Here is a 16351-nt window from a genome sequence, read left to right on the forward strand (position 1 = left end):
TGAGGGAATACTGAGATTTCTGGTTTGGAATCGACAGCCTCGAGCAGGCAAACGCAACCAGGTTTTTGCAGCAACGGCAACGGCCGCCGAGTCCTCATCGACTCGACGGCCGCTGCCGTTGTGGTGTGGCGTCTATCCGCCTGCACCCGCGGTGCCCGAAGCGCCAACCGTGCCGGCAGTCCCGTCGGGGGTGCCGGTACCGGCCGCGCCGCCGGCGCCACCCTTGCCGAGCGCTCCACCAGCGCCAGGCGTTCCGGTGCTCGCCCCACCGGTGCCACCGTCGCCGCCCTGGCCACCGTTGGCGCCATTACCGCCAGCGGCCCCATCGGTGCCGGCACCACCGGCTCCACCGACCCCGCCGGCGGCACCAGCGCCGCCCTTGCCACCGGCAACACCGTCGGTGCCGGCTCCACCGGTACCGCCGTTGCCGCCGGTTCCGGCCGCGCCGCCGTTACCGGCGGTGTTGCCCGCACCGCTGGCCGCGCCGCCGGCCCCGCCGGTGCCACCCACGCCGCCGGCTCCACCGACGCCGCTGGCACCGGTCGAACCATTCGTTCCCGAGGTGCTCGCACCGCCCAACCCGCCGGACCCGGCAGTACCGCCGTTGCCACCGGCAGCACCGGTACCGCCGTCGAAGCCGGCACCGTTGTTCGTGCCGCCGACACCGCCGACACCACCCTTACCGCCGGCACCACCGGTGCCGCCGGCGCCACCAGCGCCACCGTTACCGGTGCCCGAGGTACCACCGTTACCGCCGGCGCCGGCCGCGCCGCCGTTGCCACCAGTGGTCCCGTTGCCGCCGGCCGCGGTCGTGCCGGCATCGCCGGCCGTCCCTGCGACCCCGGCCCCACCGGTGCCACCCCGGCCGCCCGTCCCGCCGTTGCCGTCCAGTGCGCCGGCACCGGAGTTGCCAGCAGTTCCGGTGGTGCTGGCACCGCCGTTGCCGGCCGTCCCGGCCGCTCCGCCGGCCCCGCCGTCACCGCCGAGCCCGCCTGCCAGACCGTTGCCGTCGCTGTCCACGCCACCGGTCCCACCGGCACCACCGGTACCGCCGTTGCCGCCCTTGCCCGCGGCACCACCGTTGCCACCGTTGCCGGTGTTCGAGGTACCACCGTTGCCGCCGGTGCCGCCGGCTCCGCCGGCGGATCCGTTACCACCGTTGCCACCCGCCGTGCCGGCGACAGTGTCCGTCGCCGTCGCGCCGGTTGCTCCGGTGCTGCCCGTGCTGCCCGTGCCGCCGGCGCCACCAGCGCCACCGTTACCACCGTTACCGGCGTCCGCCGTGCCACCGTTGCCACCAGCGCCGCCGGCGGCGCCCGTACCGCCGGTGCCACCGTTACCGCCGTTGCCGCCGTTGACCGCAAGGGCGCCATTACCGCCGGCACCGCCGGCACCGCCGATCCCGTTGGCACCGCCGGTGCCGCCGTTACCGCCATTGCCGGCGTGGCTGGGTGCGACCCCGATGTTGTTGGTCGGCACCACGGTGCCGGCACTGTTGCCGCCCTTACCGCCCGCTCCGCCGGCCGACCCAGCGCCACCGGTGGCACCATTGCCGCCGTTACCGCCGCTGGCGGTGCCGTTGCCACCGTCACCACCGGCGCCGCCGACACCGACCGCACTGCTGCCGCCGTTGCCGCCGTTGCCGCCGATGCTCACCCCGGTGGCCGCGCCGTTGCCGCCGGCACCCCCGTCGCCGCCGGTGGCGCCGGTACCGGCCGTGGAGGACGGTCCGGATCCGCCGTTACCGCCATTACCGCCGACGCTGTAGACGGTGCCCGCGGTGAAGTGGTCGCCGTTGACGTCGCGCCACCCGGTGCCACTACCGCCGGCACCGCCATCTCCGCCGTTGCCGGCGGTTCCCGCGCCGGCCAGGCCGGTACCACCACCGGCACCGCCGTTACCGCCTTGGGCGTGATTGCCGGAGAGCAGGCCACCACCGGCGCCCACCGTGCCGTTACCACCGGCGCCACCGTTACCACCGGTGCCGCCGACACCACTGCCGGGCGCACCGCCGGTGCCACCGTTACCGCCGTTACCGCCGAAGGTCTGGATGGTGTCGTCATCGGTGGCGCCGTTACCGCCCGCGCCACCATTGCCGCCGTTGCCAGCAGGCGCGCTGGCCGCTGCACCGCCGGCACCACCGGCACCACCGTTACCGGCGACACCCTGGACACCGACTGCGCCGCTGGCGTCACCACCGCGGCCGCCGTCACCACCGGCAGCGCCCGCGTTGAATCCAGTCGAGGCACCAGCGGCACCACCGACGCCACCATTGCCACCGTTGCTCACGCCGTCACCGCCGGCGCCACCGATGCCACCGGTACCACCGGTGCCGTCACCGGCGTTCGCGCCGGCGCCACCGACGCCGCCGTTGCCGCCCTTGACACCGTCACCACCGAAACCGCCCGCAGCACCGTTGCCCGCGACACCACCGCTGGTGCTGCTCAGGGGGTCACCGCTGCTTCCGCCGGCACCACCGGCACCGCCGTTGCCGCCGTTGCCGAGGTAGTTGCCGTCGGCGTCCTTGAAGCCGTCGCCACCGTTACCGGCTGCGCCACCATTGGCCCCAACGCCCGCGTGGCCCTGCTCCCAGAAGTTGCTGCCGGCCGCGCCGCCCTTACCGCCAGCGCCGCCGTTGCCACCGTTGAGGTGGTCCGCGGTCCCGGCCGCGCCGTCGCCACCGGCGCCGGCCTTGCCGCCGTCGCCACCGTTGCCGAGGTTGAAGGCGCCGCGTCCGCCCGCGCCCCCGTTACCACCGGCGGTGCCGTTGCCGTTGCCGCCATTGGCGAAGCTGCCGGCCACGCCGTTACCGCCATCGCCACCGACGCCACCGTTACCGAAGAACCAGGCCACAGAGGCGCCACCGTCGCCACCGTCGCCACCGATACCGCCGGCACCGCCGACGCCGCCGTGCCCCAGGCCCCAGGCGCTCGCGCCACCGTCGCCACCGGCGGCACCGAGCCCGCCGGCCCCGCCGTCGCCGCCGTTGCCCAGCCAGCCGAGTGCGTCGCCACCGTTGCCGCCGGCCACGCCGTCGACATCGCTGCTCCAGCCGGCACCGCCGTCGCCGAACCACAGCCCGCCGTCGCCGCCGTCAGGGTTGAGCTCCGTGCCGGCCGCACCATTACCGATCAGGTATTGCCCGGACATTTCGTTGATGGCGTTGTTGACCATCGCACCGAAGTCGCTGTCGATCCAGGCGGTCATCCCCATGTGCAGCGGGGTGTAGAACCACTGGTCGAGGATGGTGATCATGTCGAATGCGGCGGGATCGAAGGCCGCGAGTCCCGGGTCGACGTCGGAGGTGACGTCGGTCGGGGTGAGCCAACTGAAGTCGAACAGATCCTCGAAACCGTCGGCCTGGGCCGCCGGCGCGCCGGCCAGCGGGGCCATTCCGAAGGCCAAGAACGCTGCCACGGCGCTGCCGGTGCCGACCGCTCGGTTACCGCGCCGCTGTGCGGCCTGACCTTCTGAACCCGGCTGGCTACCGGTGTGACGACGAGTCATTGGGAATACCTCTCCTGATGAAAAGTTCGGCTAGTAGTGGAAGTTGCTGTGGGTACGGGCGAAGACTCAGCCGACCAGGCCGAGGTCCTGCAGCAGGTCGCCGAAGCTGAAGCTGTCCGCCATCGCGCTGCCCGCACCGCCGTCGTCGATGCCGCCGTCGTCGACGACGAAGCCCTCGGGCGCCGGGATGCTGAAGATCGGGTCCTTGCCGCTCCACGAACCCCAGCCGAGCTGCGACCCGATGACCTGCGACAGACCCAGCAGGGCACCCAACGGGCCGATCGCGTCGCTGGGCGCGTGGATTGTGGGCGACAGCGCGACACCGGTGTTGAGGTCGAAGCCGATGCTGTTGAAGATGGAGCCGCCGGAAGCCGGCGCCGTGGCGATCTCGTTCCCGTCGGCGTCCAGGATGTGCATGGGCCCGGCCGTGACATGCCCGCCGGTGCTGAACCATCCGCCGAACGCGAAGTCCAGGTGGGTCATCTCCATGGGCTCCGGGAGCAGACCGGCGCCGTTGATCGCCGGCAGCAGGCCGTCCAGGTTGAGGGTGGCGCCGTTGAGCGAGGCGTCGAACATGTTCGCCGGGATGTTGATCAGGCCCTGCAGCGCTCCTGACGTGTCACCGTCACGCAGTGCGTCGCTGATGTCGTCCCAGCTGTTGCCCAACGCGACCCAGGGCGCGATCCACGGACTCACCGAGGCGAGCATGAGGGCGCTCATCGGCGAGCCCAGGAAGTTGATGATCGGGGTGAGGGTGTCGGCCTGGTCCTCCGGCAGGAAGCCCGGGACCTGGTTGAAGATGATTTCGTGGCCACCGCTGAGGTTGCCCACTGTGTAGCTGCTGTCCATGGTGTGGCGGATGACGTCGTTGATGGTGGCCTGATCGGCATTCATCAACGTGATCGCCGACCACGCGTTCTTGAGGTCCGTCTGGATCGCGTTGACCATCGCCGGGATGGTCGACGGGTCGTCGATCATGCTCTGGATGTAGCCCTCGACGTTATTCGTGAACTGCGTGAACCCGATGTTGGGCGCCGCGTTGTAGGAGGCCATCATCTGCGCGATGTTGTCCTGAGCGGTGTTGTAGGCCGCAACGTACGGGTCGGTGAAATCCGAGAGGCTGAAGCCGGCGGTCAAGGCCAAGTCACGTGCGATGGCCATGTGGATCGCCGGTGTGGCACCGGGGGTGGCAGCGATCAGGCTTGCGCCCACGATCGCGACACCGGCGGTGGCGTAGGGGCGAAGTGCTTGCTGCATCAAAATTTCTCCTCACAACTTGTCGCCGCACCCTGAGGCGCAGGTAGGACCACGGGGAACCTATCTAATATTTAACTTAGAAGCAACTGGAAACGTGAAGTGCCTCAACGACAGCCCCAAACGTGATCCACGCCTCGAATCGGCGGCCGTTAACCGTCTTTGACCTGCGGTTATCGGTCACGCAGTTGTCAGCAGATCCGAATCCCGCTCCCCGGAAGGATCGTTCACGTAAGTGGACTTATCCAAGAAGCTGTGAACGCACTGAGGAATGGCGTTTGAGGGACGACGAGCGTCCGGACCGGCGGAAATCCTCATGGCCGATAACTTGCGTCCGCTTCGCGGCGTGAACCCGTCAGTGGATTACTGGTTCAGACAGGTGCGCTGAACGCCTCCCAAGTGGACTCTCGAGGGGCATACCTGGCTCTAAGGCCGGTCGAGTCGTATGGGGGCACGCGCGCTCGCGCGGAGGGAACGCGAAAACGACAGCAAAACGACCACGGTCGCCGAGCCCGTGATGGACCCGGCGACCGTGGTCGCGTTCAGCTGTCGGCTAGGCGCCGGGCGCCCCGTCGGTGCCCGGGGTACCGGGGGCGCCATTGCCGGCACCGCCGGTTCCGGTGCCGCCGGTACCGGCTGCCCCACCGGCCCCGCCGGGACCACCCGGGGTGCCACCGTTGCCCCCGTTGGCGCCATCGCCGCCGTCGCCGCCGGTGTTGCCAGCGCCCTGAGCGGTACCGCCCTTACCGCCGGCCCCGCCGTGACCACCAGATCCGCCGACCCGGTCAGCACCGTCGCTACCGGCCGTGGCGCCGCTGCCGCCCGCCCCGCCGACGCCGCCCTGACCGCCGGTGCCGCCGACCCCGCCGTTGCCACCGTCAAAGCCGTCGCCGGTGGCGTTGGTACCGCCGGTGCCGCCGTTGCCTCCGGCACCACCCGCGCCGGCAAGGCCACCGGCGCCACCGGCGCCGCCGTGACCGTCGACGGAGGTGCCACCGGCACCGCCCTTCCCGCCGTTGCCGCCATCGCCGGCCGCACTGCCGTTGCCGCCGGCCGCGTTCGAGTTGTTGGTGCCGGCCGCACCGGCACCGCCCGTCCCGCCGTTGCCGCCGGCCCCGCCGGCTCCACCGGTGCCGTCGCCCCCGACGGTTCCGGCCGGTCCGCTAGTGCTGGTACCGGCCGCACCGCCGACCCCGGCCTTGCCGCCGATGCCGCCATTGCCGGCATTTCCGCCGTCCTGGCCGGTGCCACCGGCCCCGCCGTTGCCGCCCGCGCCGCCGGCCCCGCCGGTGCCACCGACTCCGCCGCTGCCGGCGGCCCCGGTGCCCGAGGTACCGCCCGCCCCGCCGTTGCCAGCGCTGCCGCCGTTGCCGCCGTTGGTCCCGTTGCCGCCGGCCGCGCTCGCCGAGCTGGCGCCGTCAGTGCCGGCAGATCCGGCCCCGCCGTTACCGCCGGCACCACCGGCACCGCCACCGCCGTCGAGCCCAACGGTTCCGGCAGCACCGCTAGTACCGCTGGTGCTCACGCCGCCCGCGCCCGCGGCGCCGCCGTCGCCACCGGCACCACCCTTGCCGCCGTTACCGCCGGCCAGGCCGTTGCCACTGGCATCAGTGCCGCCGGCGCCGCCTGCCCCACCGTGACCACCGATGCCGCCGACACCGCCGTTGCCGCCCTTACCACCGTCACCGGTGGTCGCGGTACCGCCGGCACCACCCTTGCCTCCGGCACTGCCGGCCGAGCCGTCACCGCCGTTACCACCGGCTGCGCCGGCAAGCGCGGTGCCAGCGGCGCCGGCCGCTCCGGCCGTGCCGGCACCACCGTTACCGCCATTACCGCCGTCGGCCGTGCCGGTAGCGGCGCCGCCGTTACCGCCCTGGCCGCCGCCGGCCCCGCCGTCACCGCCGTTACCACCGTGGCCGTCGCCCGCCGCGATGCCGAGGGGGTTGCCGACCGGCGCCGCCGCGCTGCCGCTGCTCGCGCCGCCGTTACCGCCGTTACCTGCAGTACCTCCCGGGTCACCGGCATTCCCGCCGGCACCGCCGTTACCGCCGATGACCGTGCCGCTGCCGCCGGCACCGCCTGCACCGCCGTTACCGCCGTTCGTGGAACCGCCGGTGAGTCCGGCCCCGCCGGCGCCACCGAAACCACCCGCACCGCCGTTGCCACCCACGCTGACGCCGGTGGCCGCGCCCGCACCGCCGGCACCACCGGCACCGCCGTTACCGCCGTTAAAGCCAGTGAGGCCAGACCCACCGCTGCCGTAGCCACCGGCACCGCCGTTGCCACCCTTGCTGTAGACACCGGTGCCGTTGTTCCAGCCGGTGGCGTTGCCGCCGGCGCCACCGTTGCCGCCGGCGGAACCGGCATACTGACCGTTGCCGCCGCCACCGCCATTGCCGCCGGCGAAGGTACCTGTACCACCGCCACCACCGTTACCGCCGGCGCCGCCGAGGCCCTTGCTGCCAAAGCCGCCGGTGCCGCCGGCGCCGCCTGCTCCACCGGTGGTCTGCACGTTGGCATTGTTGGTGGCACCGGCACCACCGGCACCGCCGTTACCGCCGTTACCTGCTGCCCCTGTGCCGTTGCCGCTACCGCCGAAGCCGCCCTGACCGCCGGCCCCGCCGACGCCGGGAGTTAGTGCGGAACCGGTCGCGGCACCACCGGCACCGCCGGCACCGCCGTTACCCCCGGTGTCAGTCCCGAAGCCCATACCGCCACTACCGCCACTACCGCCGGCGCCGCCGTTGATCCCGTCACCGCCGGCCGCGCCATCACCGCCGTCCGCTCCGGCGCCGGCCGTCGCCCCGTAGTTGGGGCCACCGCCTTGACCGCCCGAGCCGCCGTTACCGCCGTTGCCGAGGAAGGCACCGCTGCCGTCCTTGGCCGCGTCACCGCCAGCGGCACCGTTACCACCAGCCGAACTGGCGCCGAGTTGGCCGGGCCCGCCGAGGGAGCCGTTGAACTTCTCACCGCCGGCGCCACCGGCGGCGCCGGCGCCACCGTTGCCACCGGTACCCCCGTTTAGGTGGGTGGCGTCACCGTCAGCGGCCGCGCCGCCGTTGCCTGCAGTGCCGGCCGCGCCGCCGTTGCCGCCGGCGCCGAATGTGTACCCGCTGCGGCCGCCGGTACCGCCGACGCCAGCGCTACCGCCCGTGCCGCCAGTGCCGCTGCCGCCGTTGGCCCAGGTGCCGGCCGCGCCATTGCTGCCGTCGCCGCCTGCACCGCCATTTCCGCCTGTGCCGAGGAACCAGGCCACCGCGGCACCGCCGTCACCGCCGGCGCCGCCAGCAAAGCCGGCAGTGATGGCACTGCCGCCGGCACCGCCGTCACCGCCCAGGCCCATGAACCAGCCACCGGAGCCACCATCACCGCCAGCCGCACCGGCTCCACCGGCGCCGCCGTCACCACCGTTACCGATCCAGCCGAGCGCGCTGCCGCCGTTGCCGCCGGCAACACCGGCCGCGTCGCTGGTCCAGCCGGCACCGCCGTCACCGAACCAGAGGCCGCCGTCGCCACCATCGGGATTCAGCGCCGTCCCATCTGCACCGTCACCGATCAGATACAGCCCGGACATGTCGTTGATGGCACCGTTGACGAACTCGCCCAACGGGTTGTTGATCCAGAATTCCATCACCATGTGGAGCGGGTTGTAGAGGAGGTTGGTGAGCAGGTCCGTACCGAAGTCGGCCGCGGGCATGGGTTCGAAGTTGAAGTTGAAGTCCGCCGGCTGGGCGTCGGACTGGAACATGTCGTTGAGCCAATCGAAGTTGAACAGATCTTCGAAGTCGGCCTGCGCCGCGGGCGCGGACGCCAACGGGGCCATGCCGAACGCCAGGAACGCGGCGACCGCGCTGCCGGCGCCGGCCGCTCGGTTGCGGTACCGCAGTCGGGTCCCGGGCTGAGGGCCACGCTGGCTGCTGGTGTGACGACGATTCATTTTCGAACACCTCTCGTGTGAACAGTCCTGTTGAGCGGTTGTGACTTCTCAGTTCGGGTCATGCGACGTGCTGGCTGTACGGGATTAAAGGCCCAGGCCCAAGGCGTCGAGGATGGACGTCCAATCGCCCGCTTCCGCCCCGCCGGTACCGCCGTCATCGAAGAAGTCAGAGGGGACGACGGGGAAGGAGAATCCGGACAGCGGCGGCTCCACTGGCGGTTGGCCAGGGTTCTTGCCGTCCCAGTTCCAGGCATCGCCACCCAGCAATCCCGCGATGGCCTGCTCCCAACCCATGATGGCGCCGATCGGGCCTACCCCCTGGCTTAGAACGGTAAGCGTGAGCGGTGTCCCCAGAAACCCCGAAGCGTCGATGGCTAGGCCGACACTGTTGAAGATCGATCCGCCGACCGCGGGCACTGAGTCGACGATGTTTCCGGCGGAGTCGTAGTAGGTGTAATCGGCGTTGGCCACCGAGCCGGGGGAAAGCAGGCCTCCGAACGCGAAATCCAGATGCGAGATGGTGCCCGGCGGCACCACACCGTCAAGCAGCGGCAGGATGAAGCCGAGGTCGAGGGTGGCGCCATTGAAGAAGGCGCCGGTCATATTGGCCAGGATCTCGTTCAGGCCGTCGCCGTCGGAGATGCTGTTCATCAGCGCAACCAGGGGGCTCAGCCCGGGCCCCAGCATGCCCATGATCATGCCGCTCATCGGTGAGGAGATGAAGTTGATGATCGCGTTAATCGGTTCGACGTCGGTACCGGGGGGCAAGAAGGCCGGCAACAGTTGAGGCAGGAGACCGAAGAGCAGGGAGTGGCCGAGGGTGAAGGTGCCGAGGTCGGCACCCCCACTGAGGGTGTGCAGAATCGTGGTAGCTGCGATCGGGTCATCCCCGGCAACATTGAGCAGGGTGTAGCCATTGCTCACTGCGCGCAGGTGTTCCTGCATCTCGTTGACCACGTCGGGGATCTTCGACGGGTCGCTGAGGACCTCTTGGAAGGCCGCGTACTGGTTGGCGATGAACTGCTGGAGCGCCACGAACGGTGCGACGCTGAAGTTGTTGGCGAGCACCGTGGCGTTCTGCGCCGCGATGTTGTACTGCTCGATCCACGGCGCCATCGCGTCGGTCAGGACGCTGGTGAGTGCGATATCGCGCCCGACGTGCACATCCGGCGCCGTCACGGCGGCCGGGGCGACGGCGACGAGGCTGGCGCCCACAATCGCGATACCGGTGGTGGCGTAGGGGCGAAGGGATTTCTGCACAGCCATCTCCTTAGGTGAGGTGCCGCCCTCGGCAAGCGCATGGAGAGGTCATGGCGCCGCCGTGTTGCTCCTGGATTCACACTTATTCACTGATGTGAAACAGAACACTAACCGTGAAGAACATAAGACACAAGCATCTTCGTCAAACATTCTTCTTGAGTTTTCAAAGCTCACAGGCGTTAACTTTGCGGTATCTCGTGATCCTGCATAATTTTCGCCTGAGAGTGGACGGTCGCCCTGTTCTGGGCATGGCGCATATTCACAACAAACCTAGGTGAATGGCGTGTGCGAATCCCTGATCAGCCCCGAAAACGACGCGGTCGCCGGGCCCCTGGTGAGGGACCCGGCGACCGCGAGGTGATGTAACTAGCTGCCGGGATTGCCCGGGGTGCCGGCGGTGCCGTCGGCACCCGAGGTGCCGGGGCTGCCGTCGGGGGTACCGGTGCCGCCCGCACCGGGCGCACCACCGGTCCCCAGCGTGCCGCCCGAGCCCCCGTCGCCGGGCGTGCCGGTGCCGGCCGCGTCGCCGCCGTTACCCCCGTTACCGCCGTTACCGCCGCCGCCTCCGTTGGCGCCGGCACCGCCACGGCCGTCGGTGCCGCTGGTGCTCGAACCGCCGTTGCCGCCGGTCCCGGCGCTGCCGCCCTTACCGCCGTCACCTCCCGCGCCACCGTCCAGGCCATTGCCATTGGCGCCGGACCCGGCGCTGCCGGTCCCGCCGTCACCGCCGGTGCCACCGTGGCCGCCAGCGCCGGCCGCGCCGCCGGCGCCGCCGGAGTTGGCGGTGGAACCGCCACCGGCCCCGCCAGTGCCGCCCGTGCCGCCGGCCCCGCCGTTACCGCCGTCGTCGCCTGGCTTGGTAGGCACGCTGGCACCATCGGTGCCATTGCCGCCGGCCCCGCCGGCACCGCCCGCGCCGCCCGCGCCACCGAACAGGTCGGTGCCGGTGGTGCCGGCGGTGCCACTGGTGCTGGCACCACCCGCGCCGCCGGTGCCGCTGTGGCCGCCGACGCCACCGGCACCACCGTTACCGCCGGCCAGCCCGTTGCCGTTGGCGTCGACGCCGCCGGCCCCGCCGGCTCCCCCGTCGCCGGCCTTGCCGCCCTGACCGCCAGCGCCGCCACCGCCACCGTTGCCGGTGCCCGACGTGCCGCCGGCAGCACCGTTGCCGCCCTGACCGCCGGCGCCGCCGGCCTGGCCGTTACCGCCGGCCGCAGTCGCCGAGCTGGTGCCCGCGGCGCCGTTGCCGCCTGCGCCACCCTGGCCGCCGAAGCCGCCGAGGCCGCCGTCACCGTCGGTGGCGGTGGCACCGTTACCGGCCCCGCCGTGCCCGGCGGTACCGGCAGCACCGCCTGCCCCGCCGAGCCCACCGTTGCCGCCAGTGCCGCCGGCCAGACCAACGCCAGTGGTCGGGTCGTTGCCGCCGGCACCGCCGTCGCCACCCGCCCCACCGCGGCCACCGGCACCGCCCCTGCCGGCGTTGCCGCCGATCCCGTTCTCCGAGGTACCGCCGTTGCCGCCCTTGCCGCCAGCGGCGGCGTTGGTGCCGTCGCCGCCAACGCCGCCGGGGGTAGTACCGCCGGTGCCGGTCAAGGCGCCATTCGTGGTCGACCCGACAGCGCCGCCCGCACCCGCGCCGCCGACGCCGCCAGTGCCACCGTTTCCGCCGTTGACGTCGCCGGCGCCGTTGCCGCCGTTGCCACCGACGCCACCGACGCCGCTGTTGCCGTTGCCGCTGCCGCCGATGCCACCGTTACCGCCGTTACCGGCGTGGCTGGTCCCGAAGCCGGCAGGGTTGCCGACGGTGGTTTGCACGCCGCCGCTGTCGCCGCCGTTGCCGCCCGCCCCGCCGACTCCGGCGGGCCCGCGCTCGGCGTCGCCGCCCTTGCCGCCGACGCCGCCGTTGCCGCCGGACGCGGTGCCGTCAGCACCGTTACCGGCGGCACCGCCGGTGCCCCCGACCTGCTCGCCGTAACCATCCGCACCGCTGCCGCCGTTGCCACCGTTACCGCCCACGCTGACCACACCGGCGCCGGAGGCACCGGCCCCGCCGTCACCGCCGGCACCACCGTTGCCGCCGACGCCGGAGGCACCGATCAGCACGCCCGAGACTCCACCGCCGCTGCCACCGGCACCACCGTTGCCGCCTTGGCTGTAGATGGTGCCGTCGGCGGCCTTCCAGCCGGTGCTGGTGCCGCCGGCACCACCGTTACCCCCGTTGCCACCGGTGCCGCCGGTGATGGTGCCGCCGCCGGTACCGCCGAAGCCGCCGGCGCCGCCCTTGAAGGTGCCGGTGCCACCCACGGTGCCGTTACCGCCGTTGCCGCCGGTCAGGCCCGCACCGCCGCCGCCGCCGGCACCGCCGCTACCACCGACGGTCTTGATGGTGGCGTCGCCGGTGGCGCCGTTGCCGGCCGCACCGGCGTTGCCACCGGCACCACCGGCACCTGTCTCACTAGCGCCGCCGGTGCCGCCGCGACCACCGTCGCCGGCCGTGCCGGTTACCCCGACAGCACCGGTGGCGTTACCGCCGACACCACCGTTTCCACCGGTGCCACCGGCGTTGCCACCGACGGACGAGCCGCCCTGACCGCCCTGACCGCCGCCGCCGCCGTTGATGCCTTCGGCGCCGTTGCCGCCGTTGCCGCCATTGCCACCGATGTTGCCGTTACCACCGAAACCACCGAGGCCGGCCCTACCCCCGTCACCGAGGAAGGTGCCGGTGGCGTCCTTGAAGCCCGCGCCGCCGTTGCCACCGACACCGCCGTCGCCGCCGTCGCCGACCTGGCCGGCCGCACCGAGGAGCGGGGAGTTGTAGAAGTTGGAGCCGCGGGCACCGGCCGCGCCGCCCGCACCTCCCAAGCCCTGGTTGAACGAGGCCGAGCCTCCGTTACCACCGTTGTGGTGGTCGGCGGTGCCCGCGGCGCCGTCGCCACTGTTGCCGGCGATTCCGCCGGCGCCACCGCTACCGCCGTTGCCGAACAGGTAGCCCGAGACCCCGCCGGCACCGCCGGCACCGCCGTTCCCGCCGATTCCGCCGTTGCCGGTGCCGCCATTGGCGAAGCTGCCCTGCGCACCGCCCGAACCATGGCCGCCGGCACCGCCGGCGCCGCCGTTGCCGAACATCCAGGCCATGGCCGCACCACCGTCACCGCCGGCGCCGCCCATCAGACCGTTGCCGTTGGCGGCCAGGCCCACGGCGTCACCGCCGGCGCCGCCGTCGCCGCCGTGGCCCATCCAGACCCCACCGATGCCACCGTTGCCGCCGGCCGCACCCGCACCGCCGTCACCGCCATCGCCGCCGTTGCCGAAGCCGATCGCGTTACCACCGTTGCCACCGACAACCCCGGCCACATCACTGTTCCAACCGGCACCACCATCACCGAACCACAGCCCACCATGGCCACCATCGGGGTTCTCCGCGGTCCCATCGATACCGTCACCGATCAGGTACTGCCCCGAGATGGTGTTGATGGCGCCGTTGACCATCTCACCAAGCGGGTTGTTGATCCAGTACTCCGTCAGCATGTGCAACGGGCTGTAGAACATCTGATCAAACAACGTGGCCACGTTGAAATCACCGAACATCGCCGACATATCGAACGCGTCCGCCGAGCCAGGAACGTCGACATCGGCGGCCGTCGGGACCAACCAATCGAAACTGAACAGATCCTCAAAATCAGCCGAAGCAGCCGGCGCCGGCGCCAACGGCGTCATGCCGAACGCCAGAAACGCCGCCACGGCGCTGCCGGTGCCGATCATGCGGTTGCGGTGCCGCGATGCGGTCTTGCCTTGAGTCATGCGAATACCTCTCGTGTGAAAGTCGTTTGGGGATAGCAGGTTTCGGGTGATCTATGTCCGGCGGTGGTTACAGACCCAGCCCCGCCACCAGGTCGGCGAACCAGTCGGTAGCCGCAGCGCCACCGGCACCGCCGTCGTCGAGGTCGGGGATCAGCGGCAGGTCGGTGCCGGCCAGCGGCGGGGTGACCGGCACCGCGCCCTTGCCGTCCCAACCGGAACCCAACAGCGCACCGACGGTCTGACCGAGACCCAGGATCGCGCCGATCGGGCCGACCGCGTTGCTGTCGATGCTGATGCTCCCCAGAATCGGAACACCGGTGAGGTCGATGCCGACGCTGTTGAGGATCGAGCCGCCCACCGCGGGCGTCTCGGCGATGACCTCGCCGTTGGCGCCGAGCACCTGGTAGGGGTCGATGGCCACATGACCGGCGCTGAGCAGCCCGCCGAACGCGATGTCCAAGTGGCCGATCCCCATGCCGGCCGGCAGCATGCCACCGGCGACTTCATTGATCATCGGCAGCAGGCTGTCCAGGTTGAGGGTGGCGCCGTTGAGCGAGGCCCCGAACATGTTGGCCAATGTCTCGGAGATGCCGTCGTGGTCGCTGATGCTGTTGAGCAGCGCGACCCACGGGGCAATCGCCGGGCCCAGTGAGCCCATGATGATGCCGCTCAAGGGCGAGGACAAAAAGTGGATGATCGGAATGAGATCCGCCGGGAACATTCCACCCGCAATCGACGCCAAGGGGCCCGCGAACAGGTCGTACCAGCCGAACGTGAAGTCCGCCGAATTGCCGGCCGCCAAGGTGTGGCTGAGCACGATGTTGAGGGTTTCCTCGCTGGGATTGCTCAGGGTGTACCCGGTCAGCACGGCGTCGAGGTTGTGGCGGATCTGCTCGGTGACTGCGGTGATGTTCGCCGGGTCGTCGAGCAACTGCTGGGCGTAGTCGTTCTGGTTGGCGATGAACTGCTGAAACGCGATCCCCGGAGCCAGGTAGTAGTTGTTCAGCATCTGGGTCAGGTTCTGCTGCGCGGCGTTGAACACCTCGTCCCATGCACTGTTCGCGGTCAGCGCCACATCACGCGCCGTGCTGATGTTCGGCGGCGACATCGCGGCCGGGGTGGCTGCGATCAGGCTTGCGCCCACGATCGCGACGCCGGCGGCGGTGACGTAGGGACGAAGGGTTTGTTGCACAGCCATCTCCTTGTTGTTGGGTACCGCCCTTGACCAGCGCCTCGAAGGCCGTGACGCCGCCGTATTGCGTCTGCGGTCACATTTGTCCACAGATGTGAAAGGCGACACTACCGGTGAGTAACCTTAGAGGCAAGCAAATTCGTTAGATGTTTTTCCAGTGTTTTCGGAGCTTGTTCCCAGTACACGCCTTAACTTGCCTGGTTAACCGTAAGTAAAACCTGAGACCAATCGGTGGACTTGTTGCCGATATCGCGCACCACTCAGGCTGTTGCGCTAAGGAGCGTCGTGGTATCTCTGTTAAGTGCGGATCGGTGTACAGCTGGCCTATGCGAGTGGGTTCAAGGAAGCGGTCGAGCAGGTTGTCGCGCTGGAGCGAGTCGGGATCGACGTGGTCTCGGTCGCCGAGGCCTACTCGTTCGACGCCATCAGCCAGCTGGGCTACCTGGCGGCCAAGACGTCGCGTGTCGAGCTCCTGACTGGCGTTCTGCCCATCTACACCCGAACGCCTGCCCTGCTGGCGATGACGGCCGCCGGCTTGGACTACGTGTCCGACGGCCGGTTCGCCCTGGGGCTGGGCACGTCCGGGCCGCAGGTGGTGGAGGGCTTCCACGGGGTGCCGTTCGACGCCCCGCTGGGCCGTACTCGAGAGGTCGTGGAGATCTGCCGGGCGGTGTGGCGCCGCGAACGCCTCAGCTACGACGGGAAGCACTACCAAATGCCCCTTCCGGCGGAGCGCGGAACCGGCCTGGGCAAGTCATTGCAGTTGATCAATCACCCCGTGCGCGAGCGGATTCCGATCTCGATCGCCGCGTTGGGGCCCAAGAACGTCGAACTGACCGCGGAGATCGCCGACGGTTGGCAGCCGGTGTTCTTCTACCCGGAACGGGCCGATGACGTGTGGGGACCGTCCCTGAAAGCCGGTGCGGCCAAGCGTGATCCGGCGTTAGGCCCGCTCGACGTCATCGTGGGGGCGTCGCTGGCTATCGGCGACGACGTCGAGGACCGGCTGGCTTGGGTGAAACCGCAGCTGGCCCTGTACATCGGCGGAATGGGTGCCAAAGGCCGCAATTTCTACCACAATCTGGCCACCCGGTACGGCTTCGGCGACGTCGCCAACCACATCCAGGAGCTTTACCTGTCCGGACGCAAGGCCGAGGCGATCGACGCGGTTCCCGATGAGCTGGTGCGCAACACATCGTTGGTCGGGCCGCGCGGTCTGGTGGCCGAAAGGTTGGCTGCCTACGCGGAGGCCGGCGTGACGACACTGCTGGTCGGTCCGCTGGCCACCGGGGCCGACGAAGCGCTGCGCTACGTCGAAGAGTTGCGCGCCCTGCTGCCGGCCTGACTCAGTGCGCGGGGGCCGGGTGTGGTCCAGAACACCCCGCACGCCAAGATGGGCC

The 16351-nt window shown here is 70.8% G+C and carries 7 protein-coding genes; 1 reads left to right on the forward strand and 6 read right to left on the reverse strand.

Annotated features, from left to right (window positions below):
• Window positions 1-132: 132 nt before the first annotated feature.
• The 6 genes from ACKY0W_RS17240 to gjpA (ACKY0W_RS17265) form a co-directional block, all read right to left on the reverse strand.
• Window positions 133-3507 (reverse strand): PGRS repeat-containing protein, encoded by a 3375-nt coding sequence (locus ACKY0W_RS17240; RefSeq protein WP_409435068.1) that lies wholly within the window; start codon window positions 3505-3507, stop codon window positions 133-135.
• A 66-nt stretch (window positions 3508-3573) separates the two neighbouring features.
• A complete protein-coding gene (gjpA, locus tag ACKY0W_RS17245; protein ID WP_409435069.1) occupies window positions 3574-4764 on the reverse strand; it encodes an outer membrane porin GjpA in 1191 nt (396 codons plus the stop codon).
• A gap of 550 nt (window positions 4765-5314) precedes the next feature.
• A complete protein-coding gene (locus tag ACKY0W_RS17250) occupies window positions 5315-8698 on the reverse strand; it encodes a PGRS repeat-containing protein (RefSeq protein WP_409435070.1) in 3384 nt (1127 codons plus the stop codon).
• An 84-nt stretch (window positions 8699-8782) separates the two neighbouring features.
• Window positions 8783-9964: an outer membrane porin GjpA gene (gene gjpA / locus ACKY0W_RS17255; RefSeq protein WP_409435071.1), complete on the reverse strand. Its 1182-nt coding sequence runs from the start codon at window positions 9962-9964 to the stop codon at window positions 8783-8785.
• A gap of 360 nt (window positions 9965-10324) precedes the next feature.
• Entirely contained in the window at window positions 10325-13759 is a 3435-nt protein-coding gene (locus ACKY0W_RS17260; protein WP_409435072.1) for a PGRS repeat-containing protein, read from the reverse strand.
• A 67-nt stretch (window positions 13760-13826) separates the two neighbouring features.
• Window positions 13827-14957, reverse strand: a complete 1131-nt coding sequence (gene gjpA, locus ACKY0W_RS17265) for an outer membrane porin GjpA (protein ID WP_409435073.1) — start codon at window positions 14955-14957, stop codon at window positions 13827-13829.
• A 295-nt stretch (window positions 14958-15252) separates the two neighbouring features.
• Between gjpA (ACKY0W_RS17265) and ACKY0W_RS17270 the strand changes: the two genes are divergently transcribed.
• Window positions 15253-16296, forward strand: coding sequence for an LLM class F420-dependent oxidoreductase (locus ACKY0W_RS17270; RefSeq protein ID WP_409435074.1), 1044 nt, complete (start codon window positions 15253-15255; stop codon window positions 16294-16296).
• Window positions 16297-16351 lie beyond the last annotated feature (55 nt).

This window comes from Mycobacterium sp. SMC-14 (assembly GCF_046250075.1).
Lineage (GTDB): Bacteria > Actinomycetota > Actinomycetes > Mycobacteriales > Mycobacteriaceae > Mycobacterium.